A 25,979-nucleotide genomic window follows, 5' to 3' on the forward strand; every position below is an offset into this window, starting at 1 on the left:
GAGGCTACTGATACCCCGGATGCCAGCGCAGCCACCAGCGCTCCAGCCCACGGGCAAACAGATCGGCCAGCTTGCCCAGGATCGCGTAGAGCAAGATGCCCACCAGCACCACATCGGTCTGCAGAAACTCGCGGGCATTCATGGTCAGATAGCCGATGCCGGACTGGGCCGAGATGGTCTCGGCCACGATCAGGATCACCCACATCAGGCCCAGCGAAAAACGCAGACCCACGAGAATGGAAGACAGTGCGCCGGGCAGCACGATGTCGCGGTACAGCTGCCAACGCGTGAGGCCGTAGCTTTTGCCCATCTCGATCAGTCCCGGGTCCACATTGCGGATGCCGTGAAAGGTGTTCAGGTAGATGGGAAAGAACACCGAGATGCTGATCAGAAACAGCTTGGCCGACTCGTCGATGCCGAACCACAGGATGACCAGTGGAATCAGCGCCAGCGCGGGAATGTTGCGCACCATCTGGATGGTGGAGTCCAGCAGCGTCTCGGCCCAGCGCAGCGATCCCGTGAGCAGGCCCAGCAGCAGCCCGGCGCTGCCGCCAATGGCCAGGCCTGCCAGGGCGCGCCCGGCACTGACCTTGACATGGGTCCACAGCTCGCCAGACTCGGCCAGCGCCCAGGCCGCACGCAGTACATCCAGCGGCGCGGGCAGTACCCGCGTGGACAGCCAGCCATGGGCCGACGCCGCCTGCCAGACGGCAATCAGCGCCAGCGGCACCAACCAGGGCAGCAGCCGCAGGCTGACCTGCCGCGCGAACAGCTCCAGGCGCGGCGTGGCCGCAACGACCTGATCCGAGGGTTTCAGGGCCAGAGTTTGAATTTCGCTCATATTCAATCCTTCAGCTTTGCGAGACTCGGACCGTTTCGCGCGACGCAGCGGCGCTCGGCACGGCGCCCCCCGGCGTATCGACGCCCGGTGCATAAAGATTGGCCACGGTTTCACCAAACGGGCCGCCGGGGTTGCCGCCGCCCAGCTTCTGCCGCACGTTGACGGGCAGCAGCGGGAAGACCAGCTCGGCAAAGCGATAGGCTTCTTCGAGGTGCGGATAGCCCGAAAGCACAAAAGTGTCTATGCCCAGATCGGCGTACTCCGTGATGCGATCGGCCACGGTCTGGGCACTGCCCACCAGGGCCGTGCCCGCGCCGCCACGCACCAGGCCTACACCGGCCCAGAGATTGGGGCTGATCTCCAGGTCCTCGCGGGTACGCCCAATCGCCGACGGGCCGCCCCTAGGCGATTGAGCCCCCTCGGGGGGCAGCGAGGACGCGTCAGTGCCGAGCGTGGGGGCTTTGTTTCTCGCCCTCGCATGCAGCTGCGCCATGCGGCGCTGGCCTTCGGAGTCCATGCGCGCGAACGCGGCCTGGGCCTGCACCACGGTCTCGTCCTTGAGGCGGCTGATCAATCGCTCGGCATCAGCCCACGCTTCCTCGTCGGTCTCGCGCACGATCACATGCAGGCGAATACCGAACTTGACGCTGCGGCCATGACGCGCAGCCTTCTCGCGCACATCGGCAATCTTCTTGGCGACTTCTGCCGGTGGCTCACCCCAGGTCAGATAGGCATCGACCTGCTCCGCCGCCAGATCATGGGCCGCTGCCGACGAGCCACCGAAATACACGGGCGGATAAGGCTTTTGCAGCGGCGGGAACAGCAGCTTGGCGCCCTTGACACTCAGATGCTGGCCTTCGAAATCCAGCGACTTGCCTTCGTGGCTGCGCGCCAGAATTTCACGCCAGATCCTGATGAACTCGGCCGACTGCTCATAGCGCGTGGCATGGTCGAGGAAAACGCCATCGCCTTCGAGTTCGGCCTGATCGCCGCCCGTGACCAGATTGATCAGCAGGCGTCCCTCGGAGAGACGGTCAAAGCTGGCCGCCATGCGCGCCGCCAGGCTGGGCTGGTGCAGGCCGGGGCGCACGGCCACCAGAAACTTGAGGCGTTTGGTTACGGGCAGCAGGCTGGAAGCCACCACCCAGGGGTCTTCGCAGGAACGGCCCGTGGGAATCAGCACCCCTTCGTAGCCCAGGCTGTCGGCAGCAATGGCGACCTGCTTGATGTAGTCATGGCTGAGCTGGCGCGCGCCTTCGCCGGTGCCCAGATAGCGCGAATCGCCGTGGGTGGGAATGAACCAGAAAACTTGCATGAAATCTCTCCTCAAACCTTGGGGGTTGCCGCCTGGGCAAGTGCAGGGCCGGACTGGCCATAACTCGCGTATTCCGCAGGCGTTGGCTGCCAGACGATGTCGGCGACCTTGACCTGGCGCGGAATCACGCCCAGACGAAAAAACGCATCGGCCACGCGCTGCTGGTCGGCAACGATGGAGTTGCCCAGCAGCGTGGTTGGCGAGCTGGGCCGACGACCGATGAAGCGGCTCACCACATTGGCGTCGAGCCCGCTGAACGCGGCCACCAGTTGCACGGCCTCCTTGCGCGAGGTCTGCACCAGTTGGTCGGCGCGTGTGAGTTCCTCGAACAAGGCCTTGATGACCTGCGGATGCCTGTCCACCAGAGGGCGCGAGGCCAGATAAAAGGAGTTGTTGCCCGTCAGGCCCTCACCGTTGCTGAGCACACGCGGGTGAATGCTCAATTCCGTGGCCGCGTAATACGGGTCCCAGATGGCCCAGGCATCGACGCTTTTGCGCTCGAAGGCCGCGCGTGCATCGGCCGGAGCCAGATACACGGGCTGAATATCGGTCCAGGCGATGCCGGCCTTGTCCAGAGCGCGCACCAGCAGATAGTGGGCGCTGGAGCCTTTTTGCAGTGCAATGCGCTTGCCTTTGAGGTCGGCCAGGTTTTGCAGCGTGGAGTCCGCAGGCACCAAGATGGCCGAGCTTTCGGGCTTGGGCGGCTCGGCCCCCACATAGCGCAGCTCCTTGCCGGCCGCCTGTGCAAACACGGGCGGCGTGTCCCCGGTCAGGCCGAAGTCCAGGCTGCCTGCCGACAGCGCCTCCAGCAGCTGCGGGCCGGCAGGAAACTCCAGCCAGGTGACCTTGGTGCCGGGAAAACGCTTTTCCAGCACGCCATGCTGCTTGAGCACCACCAGATTGACGGCAGACTTCTGATAGCCCACACGCAGCTGGGCCGGCGCCCCGGCCACAGGATTGGTCTGGGCCCGGGCATAGTGAGAGGCCAGGGTCCAGCTGAATGCCGTCGTGCCCAGCAGCTGCAGCGCCTGGCGGCGGCCGCGATTGAAACGGGGGCGGGAGAGAGAAGAACTCATGATCACAACTCTTTCAGGGTTCAGCGCGCGGCCACCAGGTCCACGGGCGCCGCATGCAGCAGGTTGAGCTTCTTGGGAATCAGCTTGAGATCGAAGAAGGTGTCGGCGATCTTTTGCTGCTCGGCCAGAATGTCGGCGTTGACGGCGCTGGTGCCGTAGCGTGCGCGGCTCAGGTACAGCTGGGTCACGGCGGGATCCAGGCCCAGAATCTGGGACAGCTCGGCGGCTGCCGCGCTCTGGTTCTTGGCGGCCCAGCTATCGATGGCGGCAATCTCCTCGATGGCAATGCGCAGCACATCGGCATTGCGGCTGGCAAAGTCACGCGAGGTGAAGTAGTAGGCACGGTTGTTGACCACGCCTGTGGCATCGGCCAGCAAGCGCGCATCCAGCGACTTCTGGGCCGAAGCCAGGAAGGGATCCCAGATCACCCAGGCATCGACCGAGCCTTTTTCAAATGCGGCGCGTGCATCGGCCGGAGCCAGGAACACGGACTGCACATCGCCGTATTGCAGGCCGTGCTTTTCCAGCAGCTTGACCAGGAAGTAATGGACGTTGGAGCCCTTGTTATAGGCAACGCGCTTGCCCTTGAGGTCAGCCACCGAGCGTATGGGCGAGCCCTTGGGCACGATCACGGCCTCCAGGCCAGGGCGCGCCACGGTGGCACCCGCATAGACCAGGGGCGCACCAGCAGCCTGGGCAAAGATGGGCGGCGCCTCGCCCACATCGCCGAAGTCTATGGAGCCGACATTGAGCGCCTCCAGTTGCACGGGGCCGGCATTGAATTCGACCCAGCGTACGGCCACTCCCAGCGGGGCCAGGCGCTTTTCCAGCGTGCCGCGTTTTTTGAGGATGGACAGCCAGCCTTTTTGGTGACCCACACGCAGGACGCGCTGGCCTGATTGCACGGCATTGCCGGGCTGGGCATGCAGGCGGCCGGCGGCCAGTGCCAGCGCCGACACGGCAGCCCCGGCCAGCCAGTGACGGCGCGTGGTGCTCAGCACTTGCGAAGATGCGGTGGAAGAAATGTGCTTGCTATCGGTCATGAAAATCAATCCAGGGAATTCGCAGTCCACACATTGCTGGCACTTCTCATAACTGATCCAGACCTGATTTCAGGCGTAGAGCGGCCATCACAGTGCGGAGACTGCTATCAAAACAAAGACTTTGGAAAATCGGGTTCGCCCAATCCATGGGCCAGCGGGCAAAGACCTGGGCGGCCCTGCCGCCCTGCAGGTTCTTGTCTAGACGCTACATCGCACATCGGCAAACGCGATGTCTTCGAACTCGTGCGTGGCAGACCATTGCGCGGCACGGCGCAGGTCGGTCGCCAGCAGCTGGACGGCGTCGTCCACCCGTTGGGCAATATCGGGTGCCAGGCCATAGCCGCCCTCTGGCAGCAGCGGCAGGCTTTGATCGGTGGCATAGATGCCGGGCAAAATATGGCTGGCACCCAGCGACTGCAGCACGGGACGCAGCGCATAGTCCAGCGCCAGCATGTGGTGAGGGCTGCCGCCTGTGGCCAGGGGCAGCACGCGCTTGCCCTTGAAGGCCGTCTGGGGCAGGACATCCAGAAAAACCTTGAGCAGGCCGCTATAGGCAGCCTTGTAAACGGGCGTGGCCACCACCACCGCATCGGCGCGGGCCACGCGCTCGCTCACGGCGCGAATTTCAGGGTGGTCAAACCGGGCTTGCAACAGGGCTTCAGAGTCCAGTTGCCTGAGCTGCAGCAAGGGCTCGGTGCTCAGGCCCTGCGCCTGCAGGCGGGCTGCCACGGCGCTCAGCAAGGCTGTGGAGCGCGAGGGCTGTGTGGGACTACCGGCAATCAGCAAAATCGACATGGCTTGGCTTGATGTTTGTAGCTGCGTTAAGAGCTGTTAGCAGGCAATACCTCAGGGGGCTTGCACCGTGCTGGAGGATGCCTCCTGGGCCCTGCCTCCGGCCTGGGTTTGCGGTGGCTCAGGCCACAGCTTGCCGCTGGCAATCAATGCCTCGGCCTCATCCCACGAAGCCTCCCACGCCAGCAGCGGCTGGCGCGCATTCATCGCTCCCGCGCTCAAGAAAGACTGCCCCAGACGGCTCCAGAAATTGCTCATAACCCGCTCCTTTTTTGCTGTGACCTGGTGTGCGGCGGGCCAGCCCGCCGCGCTGTGCTTACTTCTTGGTGTAGATCTGGTCGAAGCTGCCGCCGTCGGCAAAGTGCGCCTTGTCCGCCGCAGCCCAGCCGCCGAACGCCTGGTCGATGGTGAACAGTTCCAGCTTGGGGAATTGCTTGGCAAACTCGCCGGCCACCTTGGCATCCGTGGGGCGGTAGAAGTTCTGGCCGGCGATGCGCTGACCTTCTTCGGAGTACAGATACTTCAGATAGGCCTCGGCCACGGCACGCGTGCCCTTTTTGTCGACCACCTTGTCCACCACGGCCACCGAAGGCTCGGCCAGGATGGACAGCGATGGCACGACGATCTGGAATTTCTCCGGACCAAACTCCTTGAGCGCCAGATAGGCCTCGTTCTCCCAGGCCAGCAGCACATCGCCCAGATTGCGCTGCACAAAAGTCACGGTGGAGCCGCGCGCACCGGTATCCAGCACGGGCACGTTCTTGTAGAGCTTGGTGATGAAGTCCCTGGCGCCGGCCTCGCCGCCATATTTGCGCTTGGCAAATTCCCAGGCCGCCAGATAGTTCCAGCGCGCGCCGCCCGAGGTCTTGGGGTTGGGCGTGATCACCTGTGTGCCCGGCTTGACCAGATCATCCCAGTCCTTGATGGCCTTGGGGTTGCCAGTGCGCACCAGGAACACGATGGTCGAGTTATAGGGCGCGCTGTTGTGGGGCAGGCGCTTTTGCCAGTCGGGCTTGACGCTGCCGTTCTTGACCAGCGCGTCGATATCGCCTGCCAGCGCCAGCGTGGCTACATCGGCCTCGATGCCATCAATGATGGAGCGCGCCTGCTTGCCCGAGCCGCCATGCGACTGCTTGATGCTCACGTCCTGTTTTTGCGTGGCTTTCCAGTGCTTGGCAAACGCCTGGTTGAAGTTCACATACAGCTCGCGGGTCGGGTCATAGGAGACATTGAGCAGTTGCACGGGTGCCGCGCCTTGTGCATGGGCGGGCAATGTTGGCAAAACAGATAGGGACAAGCCAGCGATCAGACCGGCGGCCAGGGGAAACTTGATAAAGTTGCGGCGATTTTTCATGTGACTGCGTGTTCTTGGAGTGAATGGGAAACGGGCTTCTCCCCCGTTGCTATGCATTCTTCAACCACAGTCTTAAAACTCAAACTACTAAGATTTCAGTTTGTTATTACCCAAACATCTGAGATCAAACAAGAGGACACTCGACATGGCACGTACCGTTCATTGCATCAAGCTGGGCCAGGATGCTGAAGGCCTGGACTTCCCCCCCGCTCCCGGCGAGCTGGGCAAGCGCATTTACGAAAGCGTGAGCAAGCAGGCCTGGGCCGACTGGCTCAAGCACCAGACCATGCTGATCAATGAAAACCGCCTGAACCTGGCCGACGCCCGCGCCCGCCAGTACCTGGCGCGCCAGATGGAAAACCATTTCTTTGGCTCTGGTGCCGATGCTGCGCAAGGCTATGTGCCGCCCAGCGAGCAGTAAGTCCTGCACGTTCTGCGAAGAAGCCCTGGGGTTTTGGCCTCAGGGCTTTTTTTGTTCAGGGATGACGGCCTGGCCAGCCGCGCCAAGCCCTGGCCCTGCGCAAAAACCAGTCAATCCAACTCAGTACAAACCCGAGTCCATCCTAGAAACTGGCTAGAATCCCGGCCATCCTGCGGGAGAGCGGAACCCTTCAACGGTTCCCGCCGAAGGCGCAAACTCCCATAATCGCTCAGGCAAAAAGTACCGCAGGTGGATCTGAACCGATCCGGATATCGCCAACTGGAGAGCAGCCCGCCGCTGAAAGCAAAATGCAGCAGGGCTCACCGAAGGGGCAAGCACGCAGCAGGACCGCGTGCGCAACTCTCAGGTACAAAGGACAGCGGGAGAGGCAAACCAGGCATTCCGCTGATGTGAGTGGCTGGTCTATTTTCAAGTGCCTTCATGCTTCCCTCCGTATCCCTGCTGGACTCGTTCCAGGCTTCCAATTTCACCGTCATGCTGGTCATCTATCTGGTGGCCATCACGGCGGAAGCCATGTCGGGCGCCCTGGCTGCGGGCCGACGCAATATGGACATCTTTGGCGTGGTCGTCATCGCTTTTGTCACCGCTCTGGGCGGCGGCACCATCCGCGACATGGTGCTGGGCCACTACCCCATAGGCTGGACTCAGCACCCCGAATATGTGTATCTGGTCATCAGCTTCGGCCTGCTGACCACGGTGATTGCGCGCCACATGGTCAAGCTCAAGCAGGTGTTTCTGTTGCTGGACGCCATGGGCCTGATCGCTTTTTCGCTGATCGGCAGCAATACGGCGCTGGAACTGGGCTACCCCACCGTCGTCGTCATCATGGCCGGCATGATTACCGGCATCAGCGGCGGCATCTTGCGCGATGTGCTGTGCAACCAGGTTCCCGTGGTCTTCCGCCGCGAGCTGTATGCCAGCGTCTCGCTGACGGTCTGCCTGCTGTTCCTGGGCCTGCGCTATCTGGATATCAGCCCGAACATCAGCACCATCATCTGCTTTGCCGGTGGGCTGGCCTTCCGTCTGGCTGCCATTCGCTTCAAGTGGCGCTTGCCGGTCTTTTCTTACCAGCAGCGCTGGGAGTGATTGCCCCCAGGCTTTGAGCGCTCTTCGCCCTATTCATACGTTTTCCATGTCCGAAACTGTTCATCGCCTGCTTGAAGGAATGCCTTCCAACGCCCAGCAGTGGCGGGTTCTGGAAACCGACTTCGGCTGCGGCCTGAGCTTTTTACAGACCTGGGCAGCATGGCAGGAACTGCCGCAGCGCCCACGCATTCTGCATTTTGTGGCTTTGCTGGATGTGCCTCCCACCCAAGCACAGTTGCAACAAAGCATGGCAGGCAATAGCGCGCCCCAGGCCCTGAGCCAGCAGCTGAGCGCCCAATGGTGGGGCCTGTTGCCCGGCGTGCACCGGCTGTCATTTGCTCAGGGTCAGGTGCTGCTGACACTCTATATCGGCGATACGCAGAACCTGCTGCGCAGACAGCCGCCACTGGCCGCTGACAGCATCAGCCTGAGCAATGCCGATGACGGCTGCTGGACGAATGACGCACTCAAGAATCTGGCCCGCCACTGCCGTCGTGGCACATTGCTGACAGCCCCCGCAAGCCTTCTCGCGCCGGCTCTGAGCAAGCTGGGTTTCAAGCAGCAAGCCATGTCCGGCACAGGCCTTATGGCGCATTACGACCCTGCGTGGGAGCCCCGTCATCGCTCTGACGGTCTGCCTCTGCCTGTTCAAACCCCGGGCCGCTGCCTGGTGCTGGGTGCAGGCCTTGCGGGTGCTGCAGCCGCCTCCAGCCTGGCAAGGCGCGGCTGGCAGGTGACGGTACTGGACGCGGCAGAGCAGCCCGCAGCCGGCGCATCGGGTCTGCCTGCTGGCCTGTTCTGCCCCCATGTCTCGCCAGATGACAGCCTGATCTCGCGCCTGTCGCGCAACGGCGTGCGCACCACGCTCCAGAATTTGCAGCAACTCAGCAGCCAGCAAAAGCTGCAACCGGGCCTGGACTGGGCGCAGGACGGCGTGCTCGAACATGATTTGAACCAGCCTGCACATCTGCCGCTGCAATGGCTAGCTAGCAGCGATACCCAATCGATCTGGGGCCTGCACTGGAGCCTGCCCGCCACGGCCGAACAGTTGCAGGCTGCACATCTGCCCATGGGCAGCCATGCCTTGTGGCATGCACAGGCGGGCTGGGTACGGCCAGCCCAGTTGGTCAAGGCCTTGTTGAACCAAGCTGGTATTCAATGGCAAGGCCAGACCCAGGTGGCCCGGCTCCGGCGCTCATCAGGCCAGGCTCGGCTCTGGCAGGCGCTGGATGAGCAAGGCCTGGCGCTGGCCGAAGCCGAGATGCTGGTGCTGGCGCTGGGCCCGGCCACTGCACCGCTGCTGGCGGCCAGCGGCCTGGAGGCCGGGCAGTGGGAACTGCAAGCGATACGCGGCCAGGTCAGCGTGGCAGAACATGATGCGCAGACGCAGGCCGCCATGCCGCCCTTTCCTGTCAACGGTCATGGCAATCTGGTGCCCGATTTTCCCGACAGCCGGGGCGCACGCCAGTGGGTCATGGGCTCGACCTTCGAGCGGGATGTGACCGAGCTGCCGCCCTCTGCCGCAGACCAGCAATCCGCGCACGCCAGCAACGGCGAGAAGCTGGCCGATCTGCTGCCCGCATGCCGCAGAGCACTGGATGGCTTTTTCGAGCAGCCCGATCTGCCGCCGACCTGGGCACGCCTGCGCTGTGCAGCCTATGACCGCATCCCCGTCACCGGTCCTGTCGGAGCCGATGCCGGCGCAGATACCAGCGGGCTTTGGGTGCTGACGGGCCTGGGCTCACGCGGGCTGACCTTGTCGCTGCTCTGCGCCGAAGTGATGGCCGCACAGCTGCATGGCGAGCCGCTGCCGCTGGACGCCAGGCTGGCCCAGGCCCTGGGTTCGGCACGTCTCTATGCCAGGGCCAGCAAGCAAAGTGCTTCCAGATAGATAGCCGCTGGCGCTGAATGGAAAAGGGCTTCCAGCCAATTTGACTGCAAGCCCTTTTTTGCGAGGCGCTGATGCTGCGGTATTACCCACAGACCCGCCTCTATCTGACTCAGAAATCGGAGCCTGCGGAAGTCTTAATCGCCAGCACTGACCAGCCCGCTCAGCAGACTGTCATCGGGCAGGCGGCTGGCCAGCACCTTGTCCAGCGTCTTGCCATCCATGTCCATGACTTCAAAGCGCCAGCCCTCCCATTCCACACTATCGGCCTCCCTGGGAACGCGGCCCAGCAGCAGCATGACCATGCCGCTCAATGTGTGATAGCGGCCGCGCTCCTCCTCGGGAACGCTGGGCAGATCCAGGTGGTCCTTGAGCTCGGGCACGGGAATATGGCCGTCCAGCAGCCAGCTGCCGTCTTCACGCTGCACGGCCCAGCTTGATTCGGGGTCGCGCGGCTGGAATTCGCCGGTGATCGCCTCGATCAGATCCTGCAGCGTGACGATGCCTTGCACCTCGCCGTACTCGTCGATGACAAACGCCATGTGCAGATCGGAATTGCGGAAGTTGTCCAGCAGTTCCATGCCGGTGATGGTCTCTGGCACGTAGAGCGCAGGCTGCAGCGGCTGATCCTTGAGCGTTTTCTCGCCTTTGTTGCGCACGGTCTGGGCCAGCCACTGGCGCGCGTTGAGCACGCCCACGATATTGTTCATATCGCCGCGAATGACGGGAAAGCGTGCATGGTCGGCCTGCTCCACACGCTCCAGATTCACCTCCAGGCTGTCATCGATGTCCAGGCAGATCACATCGCTGCGCGGCACCATCAGCGAGCCAATCTGACGGTCATCCAGGCGAAACACATTGCGCACCATGGTGTGCTCATGCGATTCGATCACACCGGCGGTGCGGCCTTCCACCAGGATGGCCTGAATCTCCTCCTCGGTCACCACCGCATTATTGTTTTCCTTGACGCCCATGAGCTTGAGCAGGCCACGGGTCGATGCCGACAGCAGCCAGACAAAGGGCTTGGTCGCCAGCGCCAGGAAGTTGATGGGGCGCGAGATCAGGCGTGCCAGGGCCTCGGGATGGGTCTGACCCAGACGCTTGGGCACCAGCTCGCCCACCACGATGGAGAAGTAGGTGATCAGCACCACCACCAGACCGGTGGAGACATAGCCAGCGGTCCTGGCCTGCATGCCCACCTCGGTCAGCCAGACGGCCAGAGGCCCGGCCAGAGCAGCCTCGCCCACGATGCCGTTGAGCACGCCGATGGAGGTGATGCCGATTTGAATGGTGGAGAGAAAGCGGGTTGGATCTTCTCCCAGTTTGATAGCGGCCGCCGCGCCGCTGTCGCCCTCGTCCACGAGCTTTTGCATACGGGTCTTGCGCGCAGTCACGAGCGCGATTTCCGACATGGCAAACAAGCCGTTCAAACAGATGAGTGCGAAAAGTATGGCTATTTCCATAGTCAGGCACCTGCTTTCAATCCAGGCGCCTCGGTCATTGAACAAGCCCCGATTCTATGAAAACCCAGGCGCCACCACGTATTGCCATACGCAAGCACCCTCCTGGGAGATAGGGACCGCACGGTCAAAACACGGCCCCTGAAAGGTGTATGTGAGCACCTCCTGGCGCAGCCCCGCAGCCGCAGATGCTCTCCGCCAGCACATGCACTTTTCGATATATATGAAGGACAAAATAATCGTTTGTTTCTATAAGGGGCCACTTTACAGTTCGCCCCATGCACGATTTCGCGTTCATCTTTGCTGGTTTTGCCGTGGGCCTGATTGTCGGACTCACGGGTGTGGGCGGCGGCTCGCTGATGACGCCGATTCTCATTTTCTTCTTCGGTGTCAAGCCTTATCTGGCCGTTGGCACCGACCTGCTGTTTGCCGCCTTCACCAAGATGGGCGGCACCGTCAGTCTGACGCGCCAGCGCCTGGTGCCCTGGCGCGTGGTCGGCCAGTTGTGCCTGGGCAGCATCCCGGCAGCGCTGCTGGCGCTGTGGGCACTCAAGGAACTGGGCCCGGCCAGCGCTCAGGCCCAGCACATCATGACGACCACGCTGGGCTTTGCCCTGCTGCTCACGGCAACCGCCACGTTCTACAAGGTGGTGGTGTTCTCCCAGAAGCGCCAGAGCGAAGAGCAGAGCCTGCGTGCCAGCAGCGGCCCCGAAGCCCTGCGCCCGCGCCACTGGAGCCTGCCCGTGCTGTTGGGCGCCGTGATCGGCACGCTGGTCACCTTCACCTCGGTAGGTGCCGGTGCCATCGGCGTCACCGTGCTGCTGCTGGTCTATCCGCTCTTGCCGCTGCCACGCATCATCGGCGCCGATATCGCCTACGCCGTGCCGCTGACGCTGCTGGCAGGCCTGGGCCACGCCACGCTGGGTTCGGTCGACTGGCCGCTGCTGGCGCAGTTGCTGGCAGGTTCGCTGCCCGGCATCTGGCTGGGCTCGCGCCTGGTCACCCGTACCCCGGAACGCCTGATCCGCTCTCTTCTTTCCGTGCTGCTCGCCTGGGCGGGCGCCAAACTGGTTTTGATCTGACCCCACCATGTACCAATACACAGAATTCGACCAACAATTCGTCAAGCTCCGCGCCCAGCAGTTCCGCGACCAGCTCGAACGCTGGCAGCGCGGCGAACTGACCGATGAGCAGTTGCTGCCACTGCGCCTGCAAAACGGCTGGTACATCCAGCGCTATGCGCCCATGGCCCGCATCGCCGTGCCTTATGGCGAGATCAACAGCACCCAGCTGCGCATGCTGGCGCGCATCGCCCGCGACTACGACAAGCCCGAACCCGAACTGCTGGCCCATGCCCAGGCCACGCAGGACCAGTTGCAGGCCGCCCAGCCCGGCCTGACCCTGGCCGCCGCGCCGCTGAAATACGGTTACGGCCACTTCACCACGCGCACCAACGTGCAGTTCAACTGGATTCCCATCACCAAGGCCGCCGACGTGATGGATCTGCTGGCTGACGTGGGCATGCACGGCATCCAGACCAGTGGCAATGCCATGCGCAATATCAACTGCGAAGCCTACGAAGGCATTGCCGAGGACTGCATTGTCGATGCCCGGCCTTTTGCCGAAATCCTGCGCCAATGGAGCACGCTGCACCCCGAATTCGCCTTCCTGCCGCGCAAGTTCAAGATGTCGCTCAACGGCTCTGCCGAAGACCGAGCCGCCACCAGCTGGTACGACATCGGCCTGCAGACCGTGCGCAACGATGCGGGCGAAGTCGGTTTCGTCGTCAAGGTGGGCGGCGGCATGGGCCGTACCCCGGTCATCGGTACCGTGCTGCGCGAGTTCCTGCCCTGGCACCAGATGCTCAACTACATTGAGGCCGTAATTCGCGTCTACAACATCTACGGACGACGCGACAACAAGTACAAGGCCCGCATCAAGATCCTCGTCAAGGCCGAAGGCCAGAAGTTCATCGATGCGGTGGAAGCCGAGTACCAGGCCATCCTGGAGCAGGACGGCGCCCCCCACACCATCACCCAGGCCGAGCTGGACCGCATCAGCGCCAACTTTGTCGTGCCCGAGCTGAAGGCCGCCAATCTGCCTTCCAGCGTCAAGACGGACGGCCAGCTCTACCAGCGCTGGATCCAGCAGAACGTGCGCGGCCACCGCTTGCCGGGCCTGCGCGCCGTGGCGCTGTCGTTCAAGCGCGTGGGCTTTGCCCCCGGCGACGCCGATGCCGACACCATCGACGCCCTGGCCCAGCTGGCCGACCAGTTCTCGGCCGGCGAAGCGCGCCTGACGCACGAGCAGAACCTGCTGCTGCCCTGGGTGCATGAAAGCGACCTGCCCGCACTATACGAAGCTGCGCGCAAGCTGGGCCTGGCCCAGCCCAATATCGGTCTGCTGACCGACATGATCGCCTGCCCCGGCGGCGACTACTGCGCGCTGGCCAATGCCCGCTCCCTGCCCATCGCGGCGGCACTGACCGAGCGCTATCAAGACCTGGACGAGCTGTTCGACCTCGGCCCCATCGACCTGCACATGAGCGGCTGCATCAACAGCTGCGGCCACCACCACAGCGGCCACATCGGCATCCTGGGCGTCGACAAGGACGGCAAGGAGTGGTACCAGATCACGCTGGGCGGCGCCGACGGCACCACACAGTCCGGTCCGGCCATCCCGGGCAAGGTGGTCGGTCCCTCGTTCTCGGCAGCCGAAGTGCCCGATGTGATCGAGGCCGTGCTCTCCACCTTCCGTGAGCTGCGCAAGCCGGGCGAATTCTTCATCGACGCGCTGCGCCGCATCGGCCACGACCCGTTCAAGGCCGCAGCCAATGGCGCCCGCCACCCCAAGGCCGAAGAAGCCATTGCCGAATAACGCAGCCGCCCCAAGAGAAAACGCTATGAAAATCATTGCTGCCAACGCTGTACCTGCCAGCGACAACGACCAGAAAACGCTGCAGATCGCCAATGACGCCGAACTCGCCGAGATCGCGGCCAGCGGCGCCCTGAAGGGCGTGGAGCGCATCGAGCTCTCCTTCCCCAAGTTCACCGACGGCCGAGCCTTCAGCCAGGCCGTGCTGCTGCGCCGCCGCTATGGCTTCACCGGCGACCTTCGCGCCACCGGCGATGTGCTGATCGACCAGCTCGTGCAGATGGCCCGCAGCGGCTTCACCAGTGCCGTGCTGGCCGAGGGCCTCAGCGCCGATGCCGCCGAGCGCCAGTTCACCCGTTTCAGTGCCTTCTATCAGGGCGATGCGCTGCAGCCCCGCCCCCTCTTTGCCCGCGAATCCGCACAGGAGGCCGCATGAACGCCGTCCATGCTCCCCATGCCGTGAATGCCGCCGAACTGGCGCGCGTGAATGCCGAGCTCGGCCGCGACGCCGCTGCCCTGGTGGACTGGGCCCTGAGCCTGGGCCAGCGCGCCATAGTCACCACCAACTTCCGCCCGTTCGAGGCCGTGATCCTGCACATGGTCACGCAGGTACAGCCCGACGTGCCCGTCATCTGGATGGACAACGGCTACAACACCGAGGCCACCTACCAGTTCGCCGACGCAGTCACCCGCCAGCTGGGGCTGAATCTCAAGATCTACCTGCCGCTGCGCTCGCGCGCCCACCGCGAGGCCGTCGAAGGTCCCACGCCCGCGCTCGACGATCCACGCCACGCGGCCTTCACCGAGGAAGTCAAGCTCGAGCCGTTCGCCCGCGCCCTGCGCGAGACCGCACCCCAGGTCTGGTTCACCGCGCTACGCGCCACCGACAGCGCCGTGCGCGCCCAGATGGAGCCCGTGAGCATCAACCCGGACGGCCTGATCAAGGTGGCACCGCTGCTGCACTGGTCGTCCAAGGACCTGTACGAATACTGCGAGAAGCACGGCCTGCCCAACAACTTCGACTATGTGGACCCGACCAAGGGCGAAGAGCAGCGCGAGTGCGGACTGCACTTGGCGCATTGAGATGACACCCCCTGAGCCGCTTCGCGTCTTCCCCCTCTCTCGCTACGCGGGAGGGGGACGCAGCCAGCGCGGCGGGGCGGCCCTTGCGCGGCTGCCCTCGCTCGGAGCGCGCCAGTTTTGAAAGCATTGGAAAAACAAATGAACGCCCGTGTTGACACTTCCGTTCTGACTCACCTCAGCAACAGCCACCTGGACGCACTGGAAGAAGAAACCATCTTCATCCTGCGCGAAGTGGCCGCAGCCTTCGAGCGCCCCGCCCTGCTGTTCTCGGGTGGCAAGGATTCGCTGGTCATGCTCAAGTGCGCCGAGAAGGCCTTCGGCGCCGGCCGCATCCCCTACCCGCTCTTGATGATCGACACCGGCCACAACTTCCCCGAAGTGACCGACTTCCGCGACCAGCGCGCCAAGGAACTGGGCGCTGAGCTCATCGTGCGCAACGTGGAGGACTCCATGGCTCGCGGCACGGTGCGCCTGGCCCACCCCGGCGAATCGCGCAACGTGCACCAGTCGGTGACCCTGCTGGAAGCCATCGAGGAATTCCGCTTCGACGCGCTGATCGGCGGCGCCCGCCGCGACGAGGAAAAGGCCCGCGCCAAGGAGCGCATCTTCTCCCACCGCGACAGCTTCGGCCAGTGGCAACCCAAGGCCCAGCGCCCCGAGCTGTGGACGCTGTTCAACACCCGCATTGCACCGGGCGAGCACTTCCGCGTGTTCCCCATCAGCAACTGGACCGAGCTGGACGTGTGGCAGTACATCGCCCGCGAGAACATCGCCCTGCCTTCGATCTACTACACGCACAAGCGCGATGTGGTGGAGCGCAAGGGTCTGCTGGTGCCCGTGACCGAACTGACCCCGCCGCGCGACGGCGAGCAGGTCGTGGTGCGCGACGTGCGCTTCCGCACCGTGGGCGACATCACCTGCACCTGCCCCGTGGAAAGCGATGCCGCGACCGCCGAGGACATCGTGATCGAAACCCTGGCCGCCGAGGTCAGCGAACGTGGCGCCACCCGCATGGACGACAAGACCAGCGAAGCCTCCATGGAAAAGCGCAAGAAGGACGGGTATTTCTAAGGCTCCCCCTGAGCGGCTGCGCCGCTTCCCCCTCTCTCGCTTCGCGGGAGGGGGACGACACCCTCGGTGCGCGGCGGCGCTTCCTCGGTGTCTCTCCGTTGGGCTGTGCCTGATCAAAGAAAGAATGCGATGACTGAAACTATTAATTCCGTAGCTGCTAGCGCAATTACATCAAGCGCTACAGGCCAATTTGACGCTCATAACAGCAGTGCGCTGCGCTTCATCACCTGCGGCTCGGTGGACGATGGCAAGAGCACGCTGATCGGACGCCTGCTGGTGGATACCAAGGCCGTGCTGCAGGATCACCTGGCCGGCGTGACCAAGTCGGGCGAGACCGATCTGGCCCTGCTGACCGACGGCCTCTCCGCCGAGCGCGAGCAAGGCATCACTATCGACGTGGCCTACCGCTATTTCGCCACCGAGCAGCGCAAGTTCATCATCGGCGACGCGCCCGGCCATGAGCAGTACACGCGCAACATGGTCACGGCGGCCTCGAGCGCCGATGCCGCCGTGGTGCTGGTGGACGCCACCAAGCTCGACTGGCAGAACCCCAAGCTGGAACTGCTGGCCCAGACCCGTCGCCACAGCCTGCTGGTGCACCTGCTGCGCGTCAATTCGCTGGTGTTTGCCATCAACAAGCTGGACGCCGTCGCCGACCCGGCTCTGGCCTTCGCCCATATCAGCGCCGCTCTGCGCCAGTTTGCCGAGTCTGCGGATATCCAGGTCAAGGCAACAATCCCCGTCTCCGCCCTCAAGGGCTACAACGTGGTCAACGCCCACGAAGGCTGGGCCGGCTACCAGGGCCCCAGTCTGCTGCAACTGCTCGAGCAACTGCCCAATACGCCCAGCGATGTGGAACTGCCTCTGGCCTTCCCCGTGCAATGGGTGGAGAAGTTCTCCTCCTCGGCCGACACCTCCCAGGGCCGCCGCGTGTTCTGGGGCCGCGTGGCCACAGGCCTGGCCCAGGTCGGTGCTCAGGTGCAGATCCTGCCCAGCGGCCAGTTGGCCACGGTGGCCCAGGTCATCGACCATGCACGCGCGCCCAAGGAAGTGGCCGCCGGCCTGTCGGCCGGCATCACACTGGACCGTGAAGTAGATGTCTCGCGCGGCGACTGGATCGTGGCAGCGCCCGTGCAAGCCGAAGTGGCCGAAGACGACTTTGACGCCCCTGCAGCCATCAGCCCCTGGCCCAGCCAGCGTGAGCTGAACGTGACCGTGGCCTGGATGGATGACGAGCCTCTGGTACCCGGCCGCGTGTACTGGGCACTGCACGGCCATCGCTGGATCAAGGCCAAGGTGCGCAGCGTGACCCACCGCCTGAACATCAACACACTGGCCAAGGAAGAGGCCCAGAAACTGGAAGCCAATGCCATAGGCCAGGTACAGCTGCAACTGCAGGAGGCGATTCCCGCCGCAGCCTTCACCAAGGCGCGTCAGCTGGGATCGCTGATCCTGGTGGACACGGCCAGCCACGCCACTGCCGGCGCCGTTCTGGTGCAATAAACATCGCTCCTGAACAAGGCCGCAGAGGCAGATCTGGCAGACAAACCAGATCGCTCTGCGGCCTTATCCGTGCCGGGTGCTGGCGCGCTTCAGGAAAAAACCTAAAATCATGGGGTTTACCAATCCCCATCCAGAAGAAGAATCTCCATGACTCACGTCGTCACCGAAAACTGCATCAAGTGCAAATACACCGATTGCGTGGATGTTTGCCCCGTGGACTGCTTCCGCGAAGGTCCGAACTTCCTGGTCATCGATCCCGACGAGTGCATTGACTGCGCTGTCTGCATCCCCGAGTGCCCAGCCAACGCCATCTTTGCCGAAGAAGATGTGCCCGCCGATCAACTGGCTTTCATCAAGCTCAACGTCGATCTGTCCCAACTCAAGAGCTGGAAGAGCATCACCAAGCGCAAGGCTTCGCTGCCCGACGCCGACGAGTGGAATGGCAAGCCGAACAAAATGGATTTGCTCGAGCGTTGATGCTCTGAGGCAGCGGACTGCGCTACGCTTGGCTGCATGAGCCCATCTGACGCGTCGCCCACTGCTTCCCCTCTCTCACAACCCGCCGTAGATACCGATGCCCTCATCATTGGCGCCGGTCCGGCGGGTTTGTTTCAGGCCTTCCAGCTAGGCCTGCAAGGTATTCAGGCCCATCTGGTCGATGCACTGCCCCATATAGGTGGCCAGTGCAGCCAGCTCTACGGTCACAAGCCCATTTACGACATTCCCGGTATTCCCGTCTGCACAGGCCAGGAACTGGTACAGCTGCTGGAAGCGCAGATCGCCCCCATGGCCGTGCCACGCAATCTATCGCAGCAGGTAGAAACCGTGCGACCGCTGGACGACGGCCGCTGGCAGGTGGGCACCACGGCAGGTACGGTGTTCCATGCGCGCACGGTCTTCATCGCAGCCGGTGTCGGAGCTTTTGTGCCCAAGGCACTGAAGGTGCCAGGCGTAGAAGCTCTGGCTGCAGATCAGCTCTTTTATCACCCCAGTCAGCTGGACATGGTGCAAGGCCGCACCGTAGTGATCTACGGCGGCGACGAAGAAGCGGTGAATGCAGCCATCCAATGCAGCGCTGAAGATGGTGCCAAGGCTGCAAAAACCTATTTGATGCATCGCCGCGATGCCTTCAATGCCGAGCCCGCCCAGCTGGCACAGCTGCAGCAGCTGCGTGACAACGGAGCCATTGAGGTGCTGATCGGCCAGATCACCGAGGTACAGCCCAATGGCGAGCTGCTCAAATCCGTTCAATGGATGGATGGCGATGGCAACGAGCACCCTCTTCCCACAGAGTTGCTGCTGGTCTTCCAGGGCATTTCACCTCGCCTGGGGCCTCTGACCGACTGGGGGCTCGCACTGGAACGCAAGCAGTTGCTGGTCGACCCTGCCACACTGGCCACCAGCGCCCAGGGTATCTATGCGATCGGGGACATCGTCAGCTACCCAGGCAAGAAGCGTCTGATTCTCTGCGCCTTCCATGAAGCGACGATGGCCGCTTTTGCCGCCGCCGAATATCTGCAAGGTCACAAGCCTTTGCTGGAGTACACCACGACCAGCGCACGCCTGCATTCCATCCTGGGTGTCAGCCACAGCTGAGGCCCGCTGATTGCTGGCAGAGTCCCCCCAAGGGGACTCTCATGGCCTTGGTGCGGCCCGGCCAGCCATAAAAAAACCGCTATCCCATTTGTGTGGGATAGCGGTATCAATCACGACGGGGTTCAACCCCACCGCGCGCACTTGCAGTATTTCAATGTCCGTGGGCTGGCTTGGCGGTAATGATCGGCACTTCCTTGCCGTCCTTGTCGTAGACCTTGCCGCCTTCAACACGGTCACCATCGGCCAGCATCTCCAGCACATGCTCGCTCAGGGCACGGCCATAGCCGGCCTCGAACACGGAAGGCTGATCCGTGTTGCCTTGCTTGAAGTGGTTGTAGACCAGGTTCAAAGTCACGGCCACCAGAGCCGTAGCACTGATACCGGAGTGGAAAATCGTGGCAAACCATGCCGGGAAATGGTCGTAGAACTTGGGAGCCACCACAGGCAGCAGGCCTGCGCCCACCGAAGTGGCCACAATGATCAGGTTCATATTGTTGTTGTACTCCACCTTGGCCAGGGTACGAATGCCGCTGGCAGCCACGGTACCGAACAGCACCAGACCGGCACCGCCCAACACGGAAGAAGGAACACAAGCCACGATACGGCCCATCACGGGCAGCACACCGAACACGATCAGGATCAGGCCGGAGAAAGCCACGACAAAGCGGCTCTTGATACCAGTCACCGCCACCAGGCCCACGTTCTGGGCGAAGGCGCTCTGTGTGAAGCCGCCGAAGATGGGAGCCACGATGCTGGACAGCATGTCGGCACGCAGACCATCGCCCAGACGACGACCGTCCACGGGGCTGTCCACGATTTCACCAACCGCCAGCACGTCGGCCGAGGTTTCCACCAGGATCACCAGGATCACGATGAACATGGAGATGGTGGCAGCCATATCGAAGGTGGGCCAGCCGAAGTGCAAGGGTGTGGGCACCGCAAAGATGGGGCCGTTGAACACTTGCGAGAAATCTGCCTTGCCAAAAAACACTGCGGCCAAGGTACCCACCACAATCGCGACCAGGATGGACAGGCGCGACAGCATGGCATTGCCCAGCTTGCTGAACAGCAGCACCATGAACAGCGACAGGCCAGCCAGACCGATATTGCCCATGCTGCCGTAATCGGCAGACTTGGCATTGCCGCCCATGGCCCAGTGCGCCGCCACAGGCATCAGCGACATGCCGATCACTGTAATCACGCAACCATTGACCAGTGGCGGGAAAAATTTGGTGATGCGCGAGAAAACCGGAGCAATGATCAACCCCAGTACCGAGGCGTACATGACAGCCCCCAGCACGCCTTGCATGCCACCGCCGGTATGCAAGATGCTGACCATGGTGGCAACACCGGCAAACGACACGCCTTGCACCAGGGGCAGACGGCAGCCGAAGAAAGGAATGCCCAAAGTCTGCAGCAGAGTGGCAACACCGCCCATGAACAGGCAGGCAGTCACCAGCAGACCGGCATCTGCAGCCGACATGCCAGCAGCCTCCGCCACAATCAGCGGCACAGCCACAATGCCGCCATACATGGTCAGCACGTGCTGCAGGCCATACATCAAGTTGGCCGTAAAACCGAGATTCTCGTCCTCGGGGCGCTGAACGCCTGTGTTTGTTGATGATCCGGATTGCTCGTTCATCGCTGTCTCCTAATGCTCTTCCTGCTGACCGAGGCTCGACCGGCCTCTTCTCTAACTCAATACTTCTGTAATTTGCTCGCGAAATCGCTGCCATCCGAACAGACGACAGCCAAAGCGGCACCTTCACCTGCCAACCAGGGCTTGCTTATGGCTCCTGAGTGCGTTGCGGGAGAACCAACGTTCTCTGCCCTGGCTACAGGCCTCAACCCCTGACAGCTCCTGAAGCAGCTCGATGCGACAAGCCATTCCATTGCGCTATCAAAGTCATACCCTTTAGGTCATGATGTCGAGACTGTACGTTCTCAGCACACCAAAATTGTCTACAGTTTTGTATACAAAGTGCTGACAAGAACCTTCCCAAGGGAAAACCCATGGTTTTCCCTGAATTCCAGACAGTCAATCAGGCGAATTCCCTTGGCAAAGGCGTCTAGGAGAGGGCAAAAGTCCGTGCCCCCAACCGACGCCAGCCGGCACCAGGGGCTATATCACAGTAAAAATCTTGGCTATTGCAGAGATTTGCACCGCCAGTCACCGGCACTGCTCAGGCCAACTGCATGAAGGACTGCCATCGAACAGGCTGCCGTCCCGCCTGTCTCAATCCTCTTCAGATGCGGCAATCCCCGGAAACAGAACATCTGTAAAGCCAAACTGGGCGAAATCACGCATGCGCATGGGGTAAAGCTTGCCCCAGAGATGATCACACTCATGCTGGACCACGCGTGCATGAAACCCCTCTACTGTGCGATCGATGGCATCCCCATAAACATCGAAACCGGTGTAGCGCACCTTGTTCCAGCGCGGAACCATGCCACGCATGCCCGGCACGGAAAGACAGCCTTCCCAATCCAGCTGCTCCTCATCTCCAATAGGGGTGATGACAGGATTGATGAGCACTGTACGAGGTACCACCGGAGCTTCGGGATACCTAGGGTTCACTTGACCGGAGCCAAAAACCACCATCTGCAGATCTTCTCCAATCTGGGGCGCAGCCAGGCCTGCGCCATTTGCCGCATGCATGGTGTCGAGCAAGTCCTTGAGCAACAGATGCAGTACATCCGTATCGAACTCGGTCACCGGCTTGGCTGTGCGCAGCAAACGGGGATCACCCATCTTCAAAATTGTGCGAATCGTCATGGCGTTAATGATCAGCCTGCCCCAAGACTGCCCAGGCAACGGACTGATGCTCCTATATATATGAAAGAAAGATGCCGCCCCCTCAAGGGCAGACACATCTGAAAAGCATAGCGCGAGGCCAGCGACCTAGGCCGCAAGCAAGGTCTTGGCGCAACTCCCGACAAATTTTCATGAAATTCTGGTGCGCTTCTTTTGAGGCTCGTTTTACAGCCTATAATCTAGGTCTTCTTCCTCAATAGCTCAGTCGGTAGAGCGCCGGACTGTTAATCCGTAGGTCCCTGGTTCGAGCCCAGGTTGAGGAGCCAGAATTCAAACGCCTTGCAATCGTTCAAGGCATTGTCAAACCGACATCTTCCTCAATAGCTCAGTCGGTAGAGCGCCGGACTGTTAATCCGTAGGTCCCTGGTTCGAGCCCAGGTTGAGGAGCCAAAATTCAAACGCCTTGCAATCGTTCAAGGCATTGTCAAACCGACATCTTCCTCAATAGCTCAGTCGGTAGAGCGCCGGACTGTTAATCCGTAGGTCCCTGGTTCGAGCCCAGGTTGAGGAGCCAGAATTCAAACGCCTTGCAATCGCTCAAGGCACTGTCAAACCGACATCTTCCTCAATAGCTCAGTCGGTAGAGCGCCGGACTGTTAATCCGTAGGTCCCTGGTTCGAGCCCAGGTTGAGGAGCCAAATAAAAGCCCACATGCAATGCATGCGGGCTTTTTCTTTTTCAGCAGCCATCACGCAGCTCGCACCACCCCCACGGCAGGGGACACCTGAGGAGCATCCATCACAACAGGCTTGGCGGCCGTGATGTGTGACGTCGCAGAATAGCGATGAGGCACCTCCGGCACATGGTGCTGATCACCAGCCTCCCACAGCCGCAACTCTTCTTCGAGCCTGGCTGCCCGCTCGGCATACATCTGCGCCGATGACTGGTAATACTCGGCCGCGATGGAATGCTCAAGCACAGCCATACGGGCCTCCTGCAAATAAGCCCTCGTACGGCGGATGTACCGGGGCTCAGAGAAACCAAAGCTGAAAAACTTAAAAGCCATTTCCGCCTCCTCTGCCTGCAGCGCACACAGCCATTGCATGCATCCCGCAGTCAACAAACCCAACTTAACCCAGTCTACCCCTGGCTCTTGTCCCACGAAAAGAGTTCGGCGCGTAGGAGTTCTACTCACCTCAATGACCCATTGGTGAAATACCCCAGCACAGCTCTCTTGCCATGGCCCAAAGCTGTGCAAGACTGAGAGGCATTCACGCTTTCCACTCATTCATGACACACGCCCTGCCCTGGCTGCTGCCCGCACAGGAATTTCCACCTATCGATACCACCTGGAGCGACCGTGACCCGATCCCCGGCCTGCTCGCAGCCGGCAACACCCTGGATGCAGCACACCTGCGCCGCGCCTACAGCCAGGGGATATTTCCCTGGTTCAGCGAAGGCCAGCCTGTTCTGTGGTGGTCACCCAATCCCCGCATGGTGCTTCACCCGCAGGAGTTTCGCCTGCGCCGCAGTCTGCGCAAGACATTGCAGAAATTCAGAGACACCCGAGGCTGCGAAATCCGCATCGACAGCGCTTTTTCCACGGTGATGCAGCACTGCGCCCAAACCCCTCGGGAAGGCCAGAGCGGCACCTGGATCGTGCAAAGCATTGTGGATGCATACAGTGAACTGCACCGCCAAGGAGCAGCGCATAGCGTCGAAACCTGGATCGACGACAAGCTGGTCGGAGGTCTGTACTGCGTGGCCCTGGGTCGCGCCGTGTTCGGCGAGTCCATGTTTTCACTGCAAAGCGATGCCTCCAAGATTGCCCTGTCGGCATTGGTTGCCATGTGCCGTGCTCAGGATGTGCCTCAGATCGACTGTCAGCAAGCCACCGCTCACCTCTCCTTCATGGGAGGGCGCGAAATAGCTCGCTCGGAATTCGCCGAGATTGTCGAGCAACAGCATAGGCGCGCCGATATGCAATGGCAGTTCACCTCCGTATACTGGGATCAGTTGCTGGGGCCGCAAACAGATACCCAGCAGACTCACGTTCCATTGCCAGCTGCCCCGGCCTGAACATGACGCACCCGAACGAACTCCCCTTGCAGGCCCTGCAGTTCTATGCGACTGCAGCCTACCCTTGCAGCTATCTGCCCGGACGACTGGCACGCTCCCAGGTCGCAACCCCCAGCCACCTCATTCAAAACCCCGCCTACTCGGAGTTGGTCAACCTCGGGTTTCGGCGCAGCGGCATGTTTACCTATAGGCCGTATTGCGATGGCTGCCACGCCTGCATTCCTTTACGCATCCTCGCCGCCGAATTCCATCCCAATCGCAGCCAACGCCGCGCCGCCACCCAACACGCCGGCCTGATCGCATCCACACAGCGACTGCACTACTCGGACGAGCATTACCAACTTTATCTACGCTATCAGCAACATCGCCACAGCGGCGGCGGCATGGATCATGACAGCGTCGACCAATACACCCAGTTTCTGCTGCAAAGCCGCGTCAATTCCCGGCTGGTCGAATTTCGTGAGCCAACGACAGATGGGCAGCCCGGTACGCTCAAAATGCTATCGATTCTGGACGTGCTGGAAGACGGCCTCTCTGCGGTCTATACCTTCTACGACCCCGAAGACCACGCCAGCTACGGCACCTACAACGTGCTCTGGCAGATCAATCAAGCCCGCTCCATGAATCTGCCCTATGTATATCTGGGCTATTGGATCGCCGAGAGCCCGAAGATGAACTACAAGGCCAGTTTTCTGCCGCACGAAATCCGCTGCGGCGAGCGCTGGGAACGCGTGGACCAACAAAGCCGCAAACGCTAGCAATATTGCAGCAACTCGTCTCGATATCCATCGTATGCAGATATGAGCAGATGACATGGCTGCATAGCGATTGCTGCCGCTAGAATGCCCTCATCCCGCAACGTATTTCCACCGTATGAAAAAAGACGACCTCTCGGCCTCCGCAAAGCCTAGCGTCCAGGTTCTGGAACGCATGTTCACGTTGATTGACGTGCTGGCATCGCGCGAGGAAGCGGTTTCTTTGAAGGAAATCAGCGAACGCACGGGCCTGCACCCCTCCACGACCCACCGCATCCTCAACGACCTGGCTCTGGGCCGTTTTGTGGATCGCCCCGAATCGGGCAGCTACCGACTGGGCATGCGCTTCCTGGAATTGGGCAATCTGGTCAAGGCCCGCCTGAACGTGCGCGAGGTTGCACTTCCACCCATGCGCCAGCTCTATAAGCTGATTCAACAGCCCGTCAGCCTGTCTGTGCGCCAGGGCGATGAAATCGTTTATGTAGAGCGAGCCTATAGCGAGCGCTCGGGCATGCAGGTGGTGCGCGCCATTGGCGGCCATGCCCCCTTGCACCTGACCTCCAATGGCAAGCTGTTTCTGGCTGCCGATGATTCGCAGCAAGTGCGCGCCTACGCCACCCGCACCGGCCTTCCCGGCAAGACACACTTCAGCATCACCCAGCTTGGCGAGCTGGAACATGAACTGGAAAAAGTGCGCCGATACGGCATTGCCCGTGACAACGAAGAACTGGAGTTGGGTGTGCGCTGCATGGCCGCAGGCATTCATGACGACCAGAACAAGCTGATTGCAGGCCTGTCCATCTCTGCGCCTGCAGATCGCCTCGATGAAAGCTGGGCGCCCAAGCTGCAAGCCACCGTCCAGGAAATCTCGGAGGCCTTGGGTTACAGCCGCCAGCGCCCAAGCGCCTCAACAGCATCCCCCTACAGCCGCAGCCAGCATCAGGACTGATAGTATTTCTATAGCGC

At 61.9% G+C, this 25,979-nt stretch carries 25 protein-coding genes, 4 tRNA genes and 2 riboswitches; of the genes, 18 read left to right on the forward strand and 11 right to left on the reverse strand.

The window, feature by feature from the left end:
• Positions 1-4 precede the first annotated feature (4 nt).
• From ssuC to QMY55_RS15250, 7 genes are all read right to left on the reverse strand, one after another.
• Positions 5-841 (reverse strand): aliphatic sulfonate ABC transporter permease SsuC, encoded by an 837-nt coding sequence (gene ssuC / locus QMY55_RS15220; protein WP_283485026.1) that lies wholly within the window; start codon positions 839-841, stop codon positions 5-7.
• A gap of 10 nt (positions 842-851) precedes the next feature.
• Complete coding sequence (locus QMY55_RS15225; RefSeq protein ID WP_283485027.1) at positions 852-2,156, reverse strand: FMNH2-dependent alkanesulfonate monooxygenase; 1,305 nt, start codon at positions 2,154-2,156, stop codon at positions 852-854.
• Between the two features lie 11 nt (positions 2,157-2,167).
• Positions 2,168-3,232 carry a sulfonate ABC transporter substrate-binding protein gene (locus QMY55_RS15230; RefSeq protein ID WP_283485028.1) on the reverse strand — a complete coding sequence of 355 codons (1,065 nt, stop codon included), beginning with the start codon at positions 3,230-3,232 and terminating at the stop codon, positions 2,168-2,170.
• Positions 3,233-3,252: 20 nt separating this feature from the next.
• On the reverse strand, positions 3,253-4,275 hold the full coding sequence (locus QMY55_RS15235; RefSeq protein WP_283485029.1) for a sulfonate ABC transporter substrate-binding protein: 1,023 nt from the start codon (positions 4,273-4,275) through the stop codon (positions 3,253-3,255).
• A 198-nt stretch (positions 4,276-4,473) separates the two neighbouring features.
• A complete protein-coding gene (gene ssuE, locus QMY55_RS15240; protein WP_283485030.1) occupies positions 4,474-5,070 on the reverse strand; it encodes an NADPH-dependent FMN reductase in 597 nt (198 codons plus the stop codon).
• Positions 5,071-5,121: 51 nt separating this feature from the next.
• On the reverse strand, positions 5,122-5,325 hold the full coding sequence (locus QMY55_RS15245) for a hypothetical protein (RefSeq protein WP_283485031.1): 204 nt from the start codon (positions 5,323-5,325) through the stop codon (positions 5,122-5,124).
• 58 nt (positions 5,326-5,383) lie between these two features.
• Entirely contained in the window at positions 5,384-6,421 is a 1,038-nt protein-coding gene (locus tag QMY55_RS15250; protein WP_283485032.1) for a sulfate ABC transporter substrate-binding protein, read from the reverse strand.
• Positions 6,422-6,566: 145 nt separating this feature from the next.
• Between QMY55_RS15250 and QMY55_RS15255 the strand changes: the two genes are divergently transcribed.
• From QMY55_RS15255 to mnmC, 3 genes are all read left to right on the forward strand, one after another.
• Entirely contained in the window at positions 6,567-6,842 is a 276-nt protein-coding gene (locus QMY55_RS15255) for an oxidative damage protection protein (protein ID WP_283485033.1), read from the forward strand.
• A 163-nt stretch (positions 6,843-7,005) separates the two neighbouring features.
• Positions 7,006-7,098: riboswitch (glycine riboswitch) on the forward strand.
• Between the two features lie 13 nt (positions 7,099-7,111).
• Positions 7,112-7,232, forward strand: a riboswitch (glycine riboswitch).
• Positions 7,233-7,283: 51 nt separating this feature from the next.
• Positions 7,284-7,949, forward strand: coding sequence for a trimeric intracellular cation channel family protein (locus QMY55_RS15260; protein ID WP_283485034.1), 666 nt, complete (start codon positions 7,284-7,286; stop codon positions 7,947-7,949).
• Between the two features lie 46 nt (positions 7,950-7,995).
• A complete protein-coding gene (mnmC, locus tag QMY55_RS15265; protein ID WP_283485035.1) occupies positions 7,996-9,840 on the forward strand; it encodes an FAD-dependent 5-carboxymethylaminomethyl-2-thiouridine(34) oxidoreductase MnmC in 1,845 nt (614 codons plus the stop codon).
• 134 nt (positions 9,841-9,974) lie between these two features.
• On the opposite strand, the gene QMY55_RS15270 is transcribed toward mnmC, so the two are convergent.
• Positions 9,975-11,300: a hemolysin family protein gene (locus QMY55_RS15270; protein ID WP_283485036.1), complete on the reverse strand. Its 1,326-nt coding sequence runs from the start codon at positions 11,298-11,300 to the stop codon at positions 9,975-9,977.
• Positions 11,301-11,575: 275 nt separating this feature from the next.
• Between QMY55_RS15270 and QMY55_RS15275 the strand changes: the two genes are divergently transcribed.
• From QMY55_RS15275 to QMY55_RS15310, 8 genes are all read left to right on the forward strand, one after another.
• Complete coding sequence (locus tag QMY55_RS15275; RefSeq protein ID WP_283485037.1) at positions 11,576-12,379, forward strand: sulfite exporter TauE/SafE family protein; 804 nt, start codon at positions 11,576-11,578, stop codon at positions 12,377-12,379.
• A 7-nt stretch (positions 12,380-12,386) separates the two neighbouring features.
• Positions 12,387-14,174: a nitrite/sulfite reductase gene (locus tag QMY55_RS15280; RefSeq protein WP_283485038.1), complete on the forward strand. Its 1,788-nt coding sequence runs from the start codon at positions 12,387-12,389 to the stop codon at positions 14,172-14,174.
• A gap of 25 nt (positions 14,175-14,199) precedes the next feature.
• Entirely contained in the window at positions 14,200-14,607 is a 408-nt protein-coding gene (locus tag QMY55_RS15285) for a DUF934 domain-containing protein (protein ID WP_283485039.1), read from the forward strand.
• A complete protein-coding gene (locus QMY55_RS15290) occupies positions 14,604-15,254 on the forward strand; it encodes a phosphoadenosine phosphosulfate reductase domain-containing protein (RefSeq protein ID WP_283485040.1) in 651 nt (216 codons plus the stop codon). Before QMY55_RS15285 ends, QMY55_RS15290 begins: the two co-directional genes overlap by 4 nt.
• Before the next feature lie 138 nt (positions 15,255-15,392).
• A complete protein-coding gene (cysD, locus tag QMY55_RS15295; protein ID WP_283485041.1) occupies positions 15,393-16,325 on the forward strand; it encodes a sulfate adenylyltransferase subunit CysD in 933 nt (310 codons plus the stop codon).
• Between the two features lie 129 nt (positions 16,326-16,454).
• Entirely contained in the window at positions 16,455-17,828 is a 1,374-nt protein-coding gene (locus QMY55_RS15300; protein WP_283485042.1) for a sulfate adenylyltransferase subunit 1, read from the forward strand.
• Between the two features lie 147 nt (positions 17,829-17,975).
• Positions 17,976-18,305 (forward strand): ferredoxin FdxA, encoded by a 330-nt coding sequence (gene fdxA, locus QMY55_RS15305; RefSeq protein ID WP_283485043.1) that lies wholly within the window; start codon positions 17,976-17,978, stop codon positions 18,303-18,305.
• Between the two features lie 36 nt (positions 18,306-18,341).
• Positions 18,342-19,424 (forward strand): NAD(P)/FAD-dependent oxidoreductase, encoded by a 1,083-nt coding sequence (locus QMY55_RS15310; RefSeq protein ID WP_283485044.1) that lies wholly within the window; start codon positions 18,342-18,344, stop codon positions 19,422-19,424.
• A 151-nt stretch (positions 19,425-19,575) separates the two neighbouring features.
• Here the strand turns inward: QMY55_RS15310 and QMY55_RS15315 are convergent, their stop codons facing one another.
• Both QMY55_RS15315 and def read right to left on the reverse strand, forming a co-directional pair.
• Positions 19,576-21,066, reverse strand: a complete 1,491-nt coding sequence (locus QMY55_RS15315; protein WP_283485045.1) for a nucleobase:cation symporter-2 family protein — start codon at positions 21,064-21,066, stop codon at positions 19,576-19,578.
• 594 nt (positions 21,067-21,660) lie between these two features.
• Positions 21,661-22,200, reverse strand: a complete 540-nt coding sequence (gene def, locus QMY55_RS15320; protein WP_283485046.1) for a peptide deformylase — start codon at positions 22,198-22,200, stop codon at positions 21,661-21,663.
• Between the two features lie 229 nt (positions 22,201-22,429).
• Between def and QMY55_RS15325 the strand changes: the two genes are divergently transcribed.
• From QMY55_RS15325 to QMY55_RS15340, 4 genes are all read left to right on the forward strand, one after another.
• A tRNA-Asn gene (locus QMY55_RS15325) sits at positions 22,430-22,505 on the forward strand.
• A 48-nt stretch (positions 22,506-22,553) separates the two neighbouring features.
• A tRNA-Asn gene (locus tag QMY55_RS15330) sits at positions 22,554-22,629 on the forward strand.
• A gap of 48 nt (positions 22,630-22,677) precedes the next feature.
• Positions 22,678-22,753: transfer RNA gene (locus tag QMY55_RS15335), tRNA-Asn, on the forward strand.
• 48 nt (positions 22,754-22,801) lie between these two features.
• Positions 22,802-22,877: transfer RNA gene (locus QMY55_RS15340), tRNA-Asn, on the forward strand.
• Between the two features lie 50 nt (positions 22,878-22,927).
• On the opposite strand, the gene QMY55_RS15345 is transcribed toward QMY55_RS15340, so the two are convergent.
• On the reverse strand, positions 22,928-23,164 hold the full coding sequence (locus QMY55_RS15345; protein ID WP_283485047.1) for a hypothetical protein: 237 nt from the start codon (positions 23,162-23,164) through the stop codon (positions 22,928-22,930).
• A 305-nt stretch (positions 23,165-23,469) separates the two neighbouring features.
• Between QMY55_RS15345 and aat the strand changes: the two genes are divergently transcribed.
• The 3 genes from aat (at position 23,470) to QMY55_RS15360 (ending at position 25,962) form a co-directional block, all read left to right on the forward strand.
• Complete coding sequence (aat, locus tag QMY55_RS15350; RefSeq protein WP_283485048.1) at positions 23,470-24,258, forward strand: leucyl/phenylalanyl-tRNA--protein transferase; 789 nt, start codon at positions 23,470-23,472, stop codon at positions 24,256-24,258.
• A 2-nt stretch (positions 24,259-24,260) separates the two neighbouring features.
• The gene (locus tag QMY55_RS15355) at positions 24,261-25,016 is read left to right on the forward strand and encodes an arginyltransferase (protein ID WP_283485049.1); all 756 of its coding nucleotides are present in this window, start codon (positions 24,261-24,263) and stop codon (positions 25,014-25,016) included.
• A 115-nt stretch (positions 25,017-25,131) separates the two neighbouring features.
• Positions 25,132-25,962 (forward strand): IclR family transcriptional regulator, encoded by an 831-nt coding sequence (locus QMY55_RS15360; protein WP_283485050.1) that lies wholly within the window; start codon positions 25,132-25,134, stop codon positions 25,960-25,962.
• Positions 25,963-25,979: the final 17 nt, after the last annotated feature.

The organism is Comamonas resistens, from assembly GCF_030064165.1.
Taxonomy (GTDB): domain Bacteria; phylum Pseudomonadota; class Gammaproteobacteria; order Burkholderiales; family Burkholderiaceae_C; genus Comamonas; species Comamonas resistens.

Excerpts from the sequence above, each read along its gene's own strand:
- QMY55_RS15355 (WP_283485049.1), top strand. The coding sequence starts at position 24,261 with ATGACGCACCCGAACGAACTCCCCTTGCAGGCCCTGCAGTTCTATGCG.
- QMY55_RS15280 (WP_283485038.1), top strand. The coding sequence starts at position 12,387 with ATGTACCAATACACAGAATTCGACCAACAATTCGTCAAGCTCCGCGCC.
- QMY55_RS15315 (WP_283485045.1), bottom strand. The coding sequence starts at position 21,066 with ATGAACGAGCAATCCGGATCATCAACAAACACAGGCGTTCAGCGCCCC.
- QMY55_RS15260 (WP_283485034.1), top strand. The coding sequence starts at position 7,284 with ATGCTTCCCTCCGTATCCCTGCTGGACTCGTTCCAGGCTTCCAATTTC.
- fdxA (WP_283485043.1), top strand. The coding sequence starts at position 17,976 with ATGACTCACGTCGTCACCGAAAACTGCATCAAGTGCAAATACACCGAT.
- cysD (WP_283485041.1), top strand. The coding sequence starts at position 15,393 with ATGAACGCCCGTGTTGACACTTCCGTTCTGACTCACCTCAGCAACAGC.
- mnmC (WP_283485035.1), top strand. The coding sequence starts at position 7,996 with ATGTCCGAAACTGTTCATCGCCTGCTTGAAGGAATGCCTTCCAACGCC.
- QMY55_RS15255 (WP_283485033.1), top strand. The coding sequence starts at position 6,567 with ATGGCACGTACCGTTCATTGCATCAAGCTGGGCCAGGATGCTGAAGGC.
- QMY55_RS15235 (WP_283485029.1), bottom strand. The coding sequence starts at position 4,275 with ATGACCGATAGCAAGCACATTTCTTCCACCGCATCTTCGCAAGTGCTG.
- ssuC (WP_283485026.1), bottom strand. The coding sequence starts at position 841 with ATGAGCGAAATTCAAACTCTGGCCCTGAAACCCTCGGATCAGGTCGTT.
- QMY55_RS15250 (WP_283485032.1), bottom strand. The coding sequence starts at position 6,421 with ATGAAAAATCGCCGCAACTTTATCAAGTTTCCCCTGGCCGCCGGTCTG.
- aat (WP_283485048.1), top strand. The coding sequence starts at position 23,470 with ATGACACACGCCCTGCCCTGGCTGCTGCCCGCACAGGAATTTCCACCT.
- QMY55_RS15230 (WP_283485028.1), bottom strand. The coding sequence starts at position 3,232 with ATGAGTTCTTCTCTCTCCCGCCCCCGTTTCAATCGCGGCCGCCGCCAG.
- QMY55_RS15270 (WP_283485036.1), bottom strand. The coding sequence starts at position 11,300 with ATGGAAATAGCCATACTTTTCGCACTCATCTGTTTGAACGGCTTGTTT.
- QMY55_RS15245 (WP_283485031.1), bottom strand. The coding sequence starts at position 5,325 with ATGAGCAATTTCTGGAGCCGTCTGGGGCAGTCTTTCTTGAGCGCGGGA.
- QMY55_RS15300 (WP_283485042.1), top strand. The coding sequence starts at position 16,455 with ATGACTGAAACTATTAATTCCGTAGCTGCTAGCGCAATTACATCAAGC.
- QMY55_RS15285 (WP_283485039.1), top strand. The coding sequence starts at position 14,200 with ATGAAAATCATTGCTGCCAACGCTGTACCTGCCAGCGACAACGACCAG.
- QMY55_RS15225 (WP_283485027.1), bottom strand. The coding sequence starts at position 2,156 with ATGCAAGTTTTCTGGTTCATTCCCACCCACGGCGATTCGCGCTATCTG.
- QMY55_RS15310 (WP_283485044.1), top strand. The coding sequence starts at position 18,342 with ATGAGCCCATCTGACGCGTCGCCCACTGCTTCCCCTCTCTCACAACCC.
- def (WP_283485046.1), bottom strand. The coding sequence starts at position 22,200 with ATGACGATTCGCACAATTTTGAAGATGGGTGATCCCCGTTTGCTGCGC.
- QMY55_RS15290 (WP_283485040.1), top strand. The coding sequence starts at position 14,604 with ATGAACGCCGTCCATGCTCCCCATGCCGTGAATGCCGCCGAACTGGCG.
- QMY55_RS15345 (WP_283485047.1), bottom strand. The coding sequence starts at position 23,164 with ATGGCTGTGCTTGAGCATTCCATCGCGGCCGAGTATTACCAGTCATCG.
- QMY55_RS15360 (WP_283485050.1), top strand. The coding sequence starts at position 25,132 with ATGAAAAAAGACGACCTCTCGGCCTCCGCAAAGCCTAGCGTCCAGGTT.
- ssuE (WP_283485030.1), bottom strand. The coding sequence starts at position 5,070 with ATGTCGATTTTGCTGATTGCCGGTAGTCCCACACAGCCCTCGCGCTCC.
- QMY55_RS15275 (WP_283485037.1), top strand. The coding sequence starts at position 11,576 with ATGCACGATTTCGCGTTCATCTTTGCTGGTTTTGCCGTGGGCCTGATT.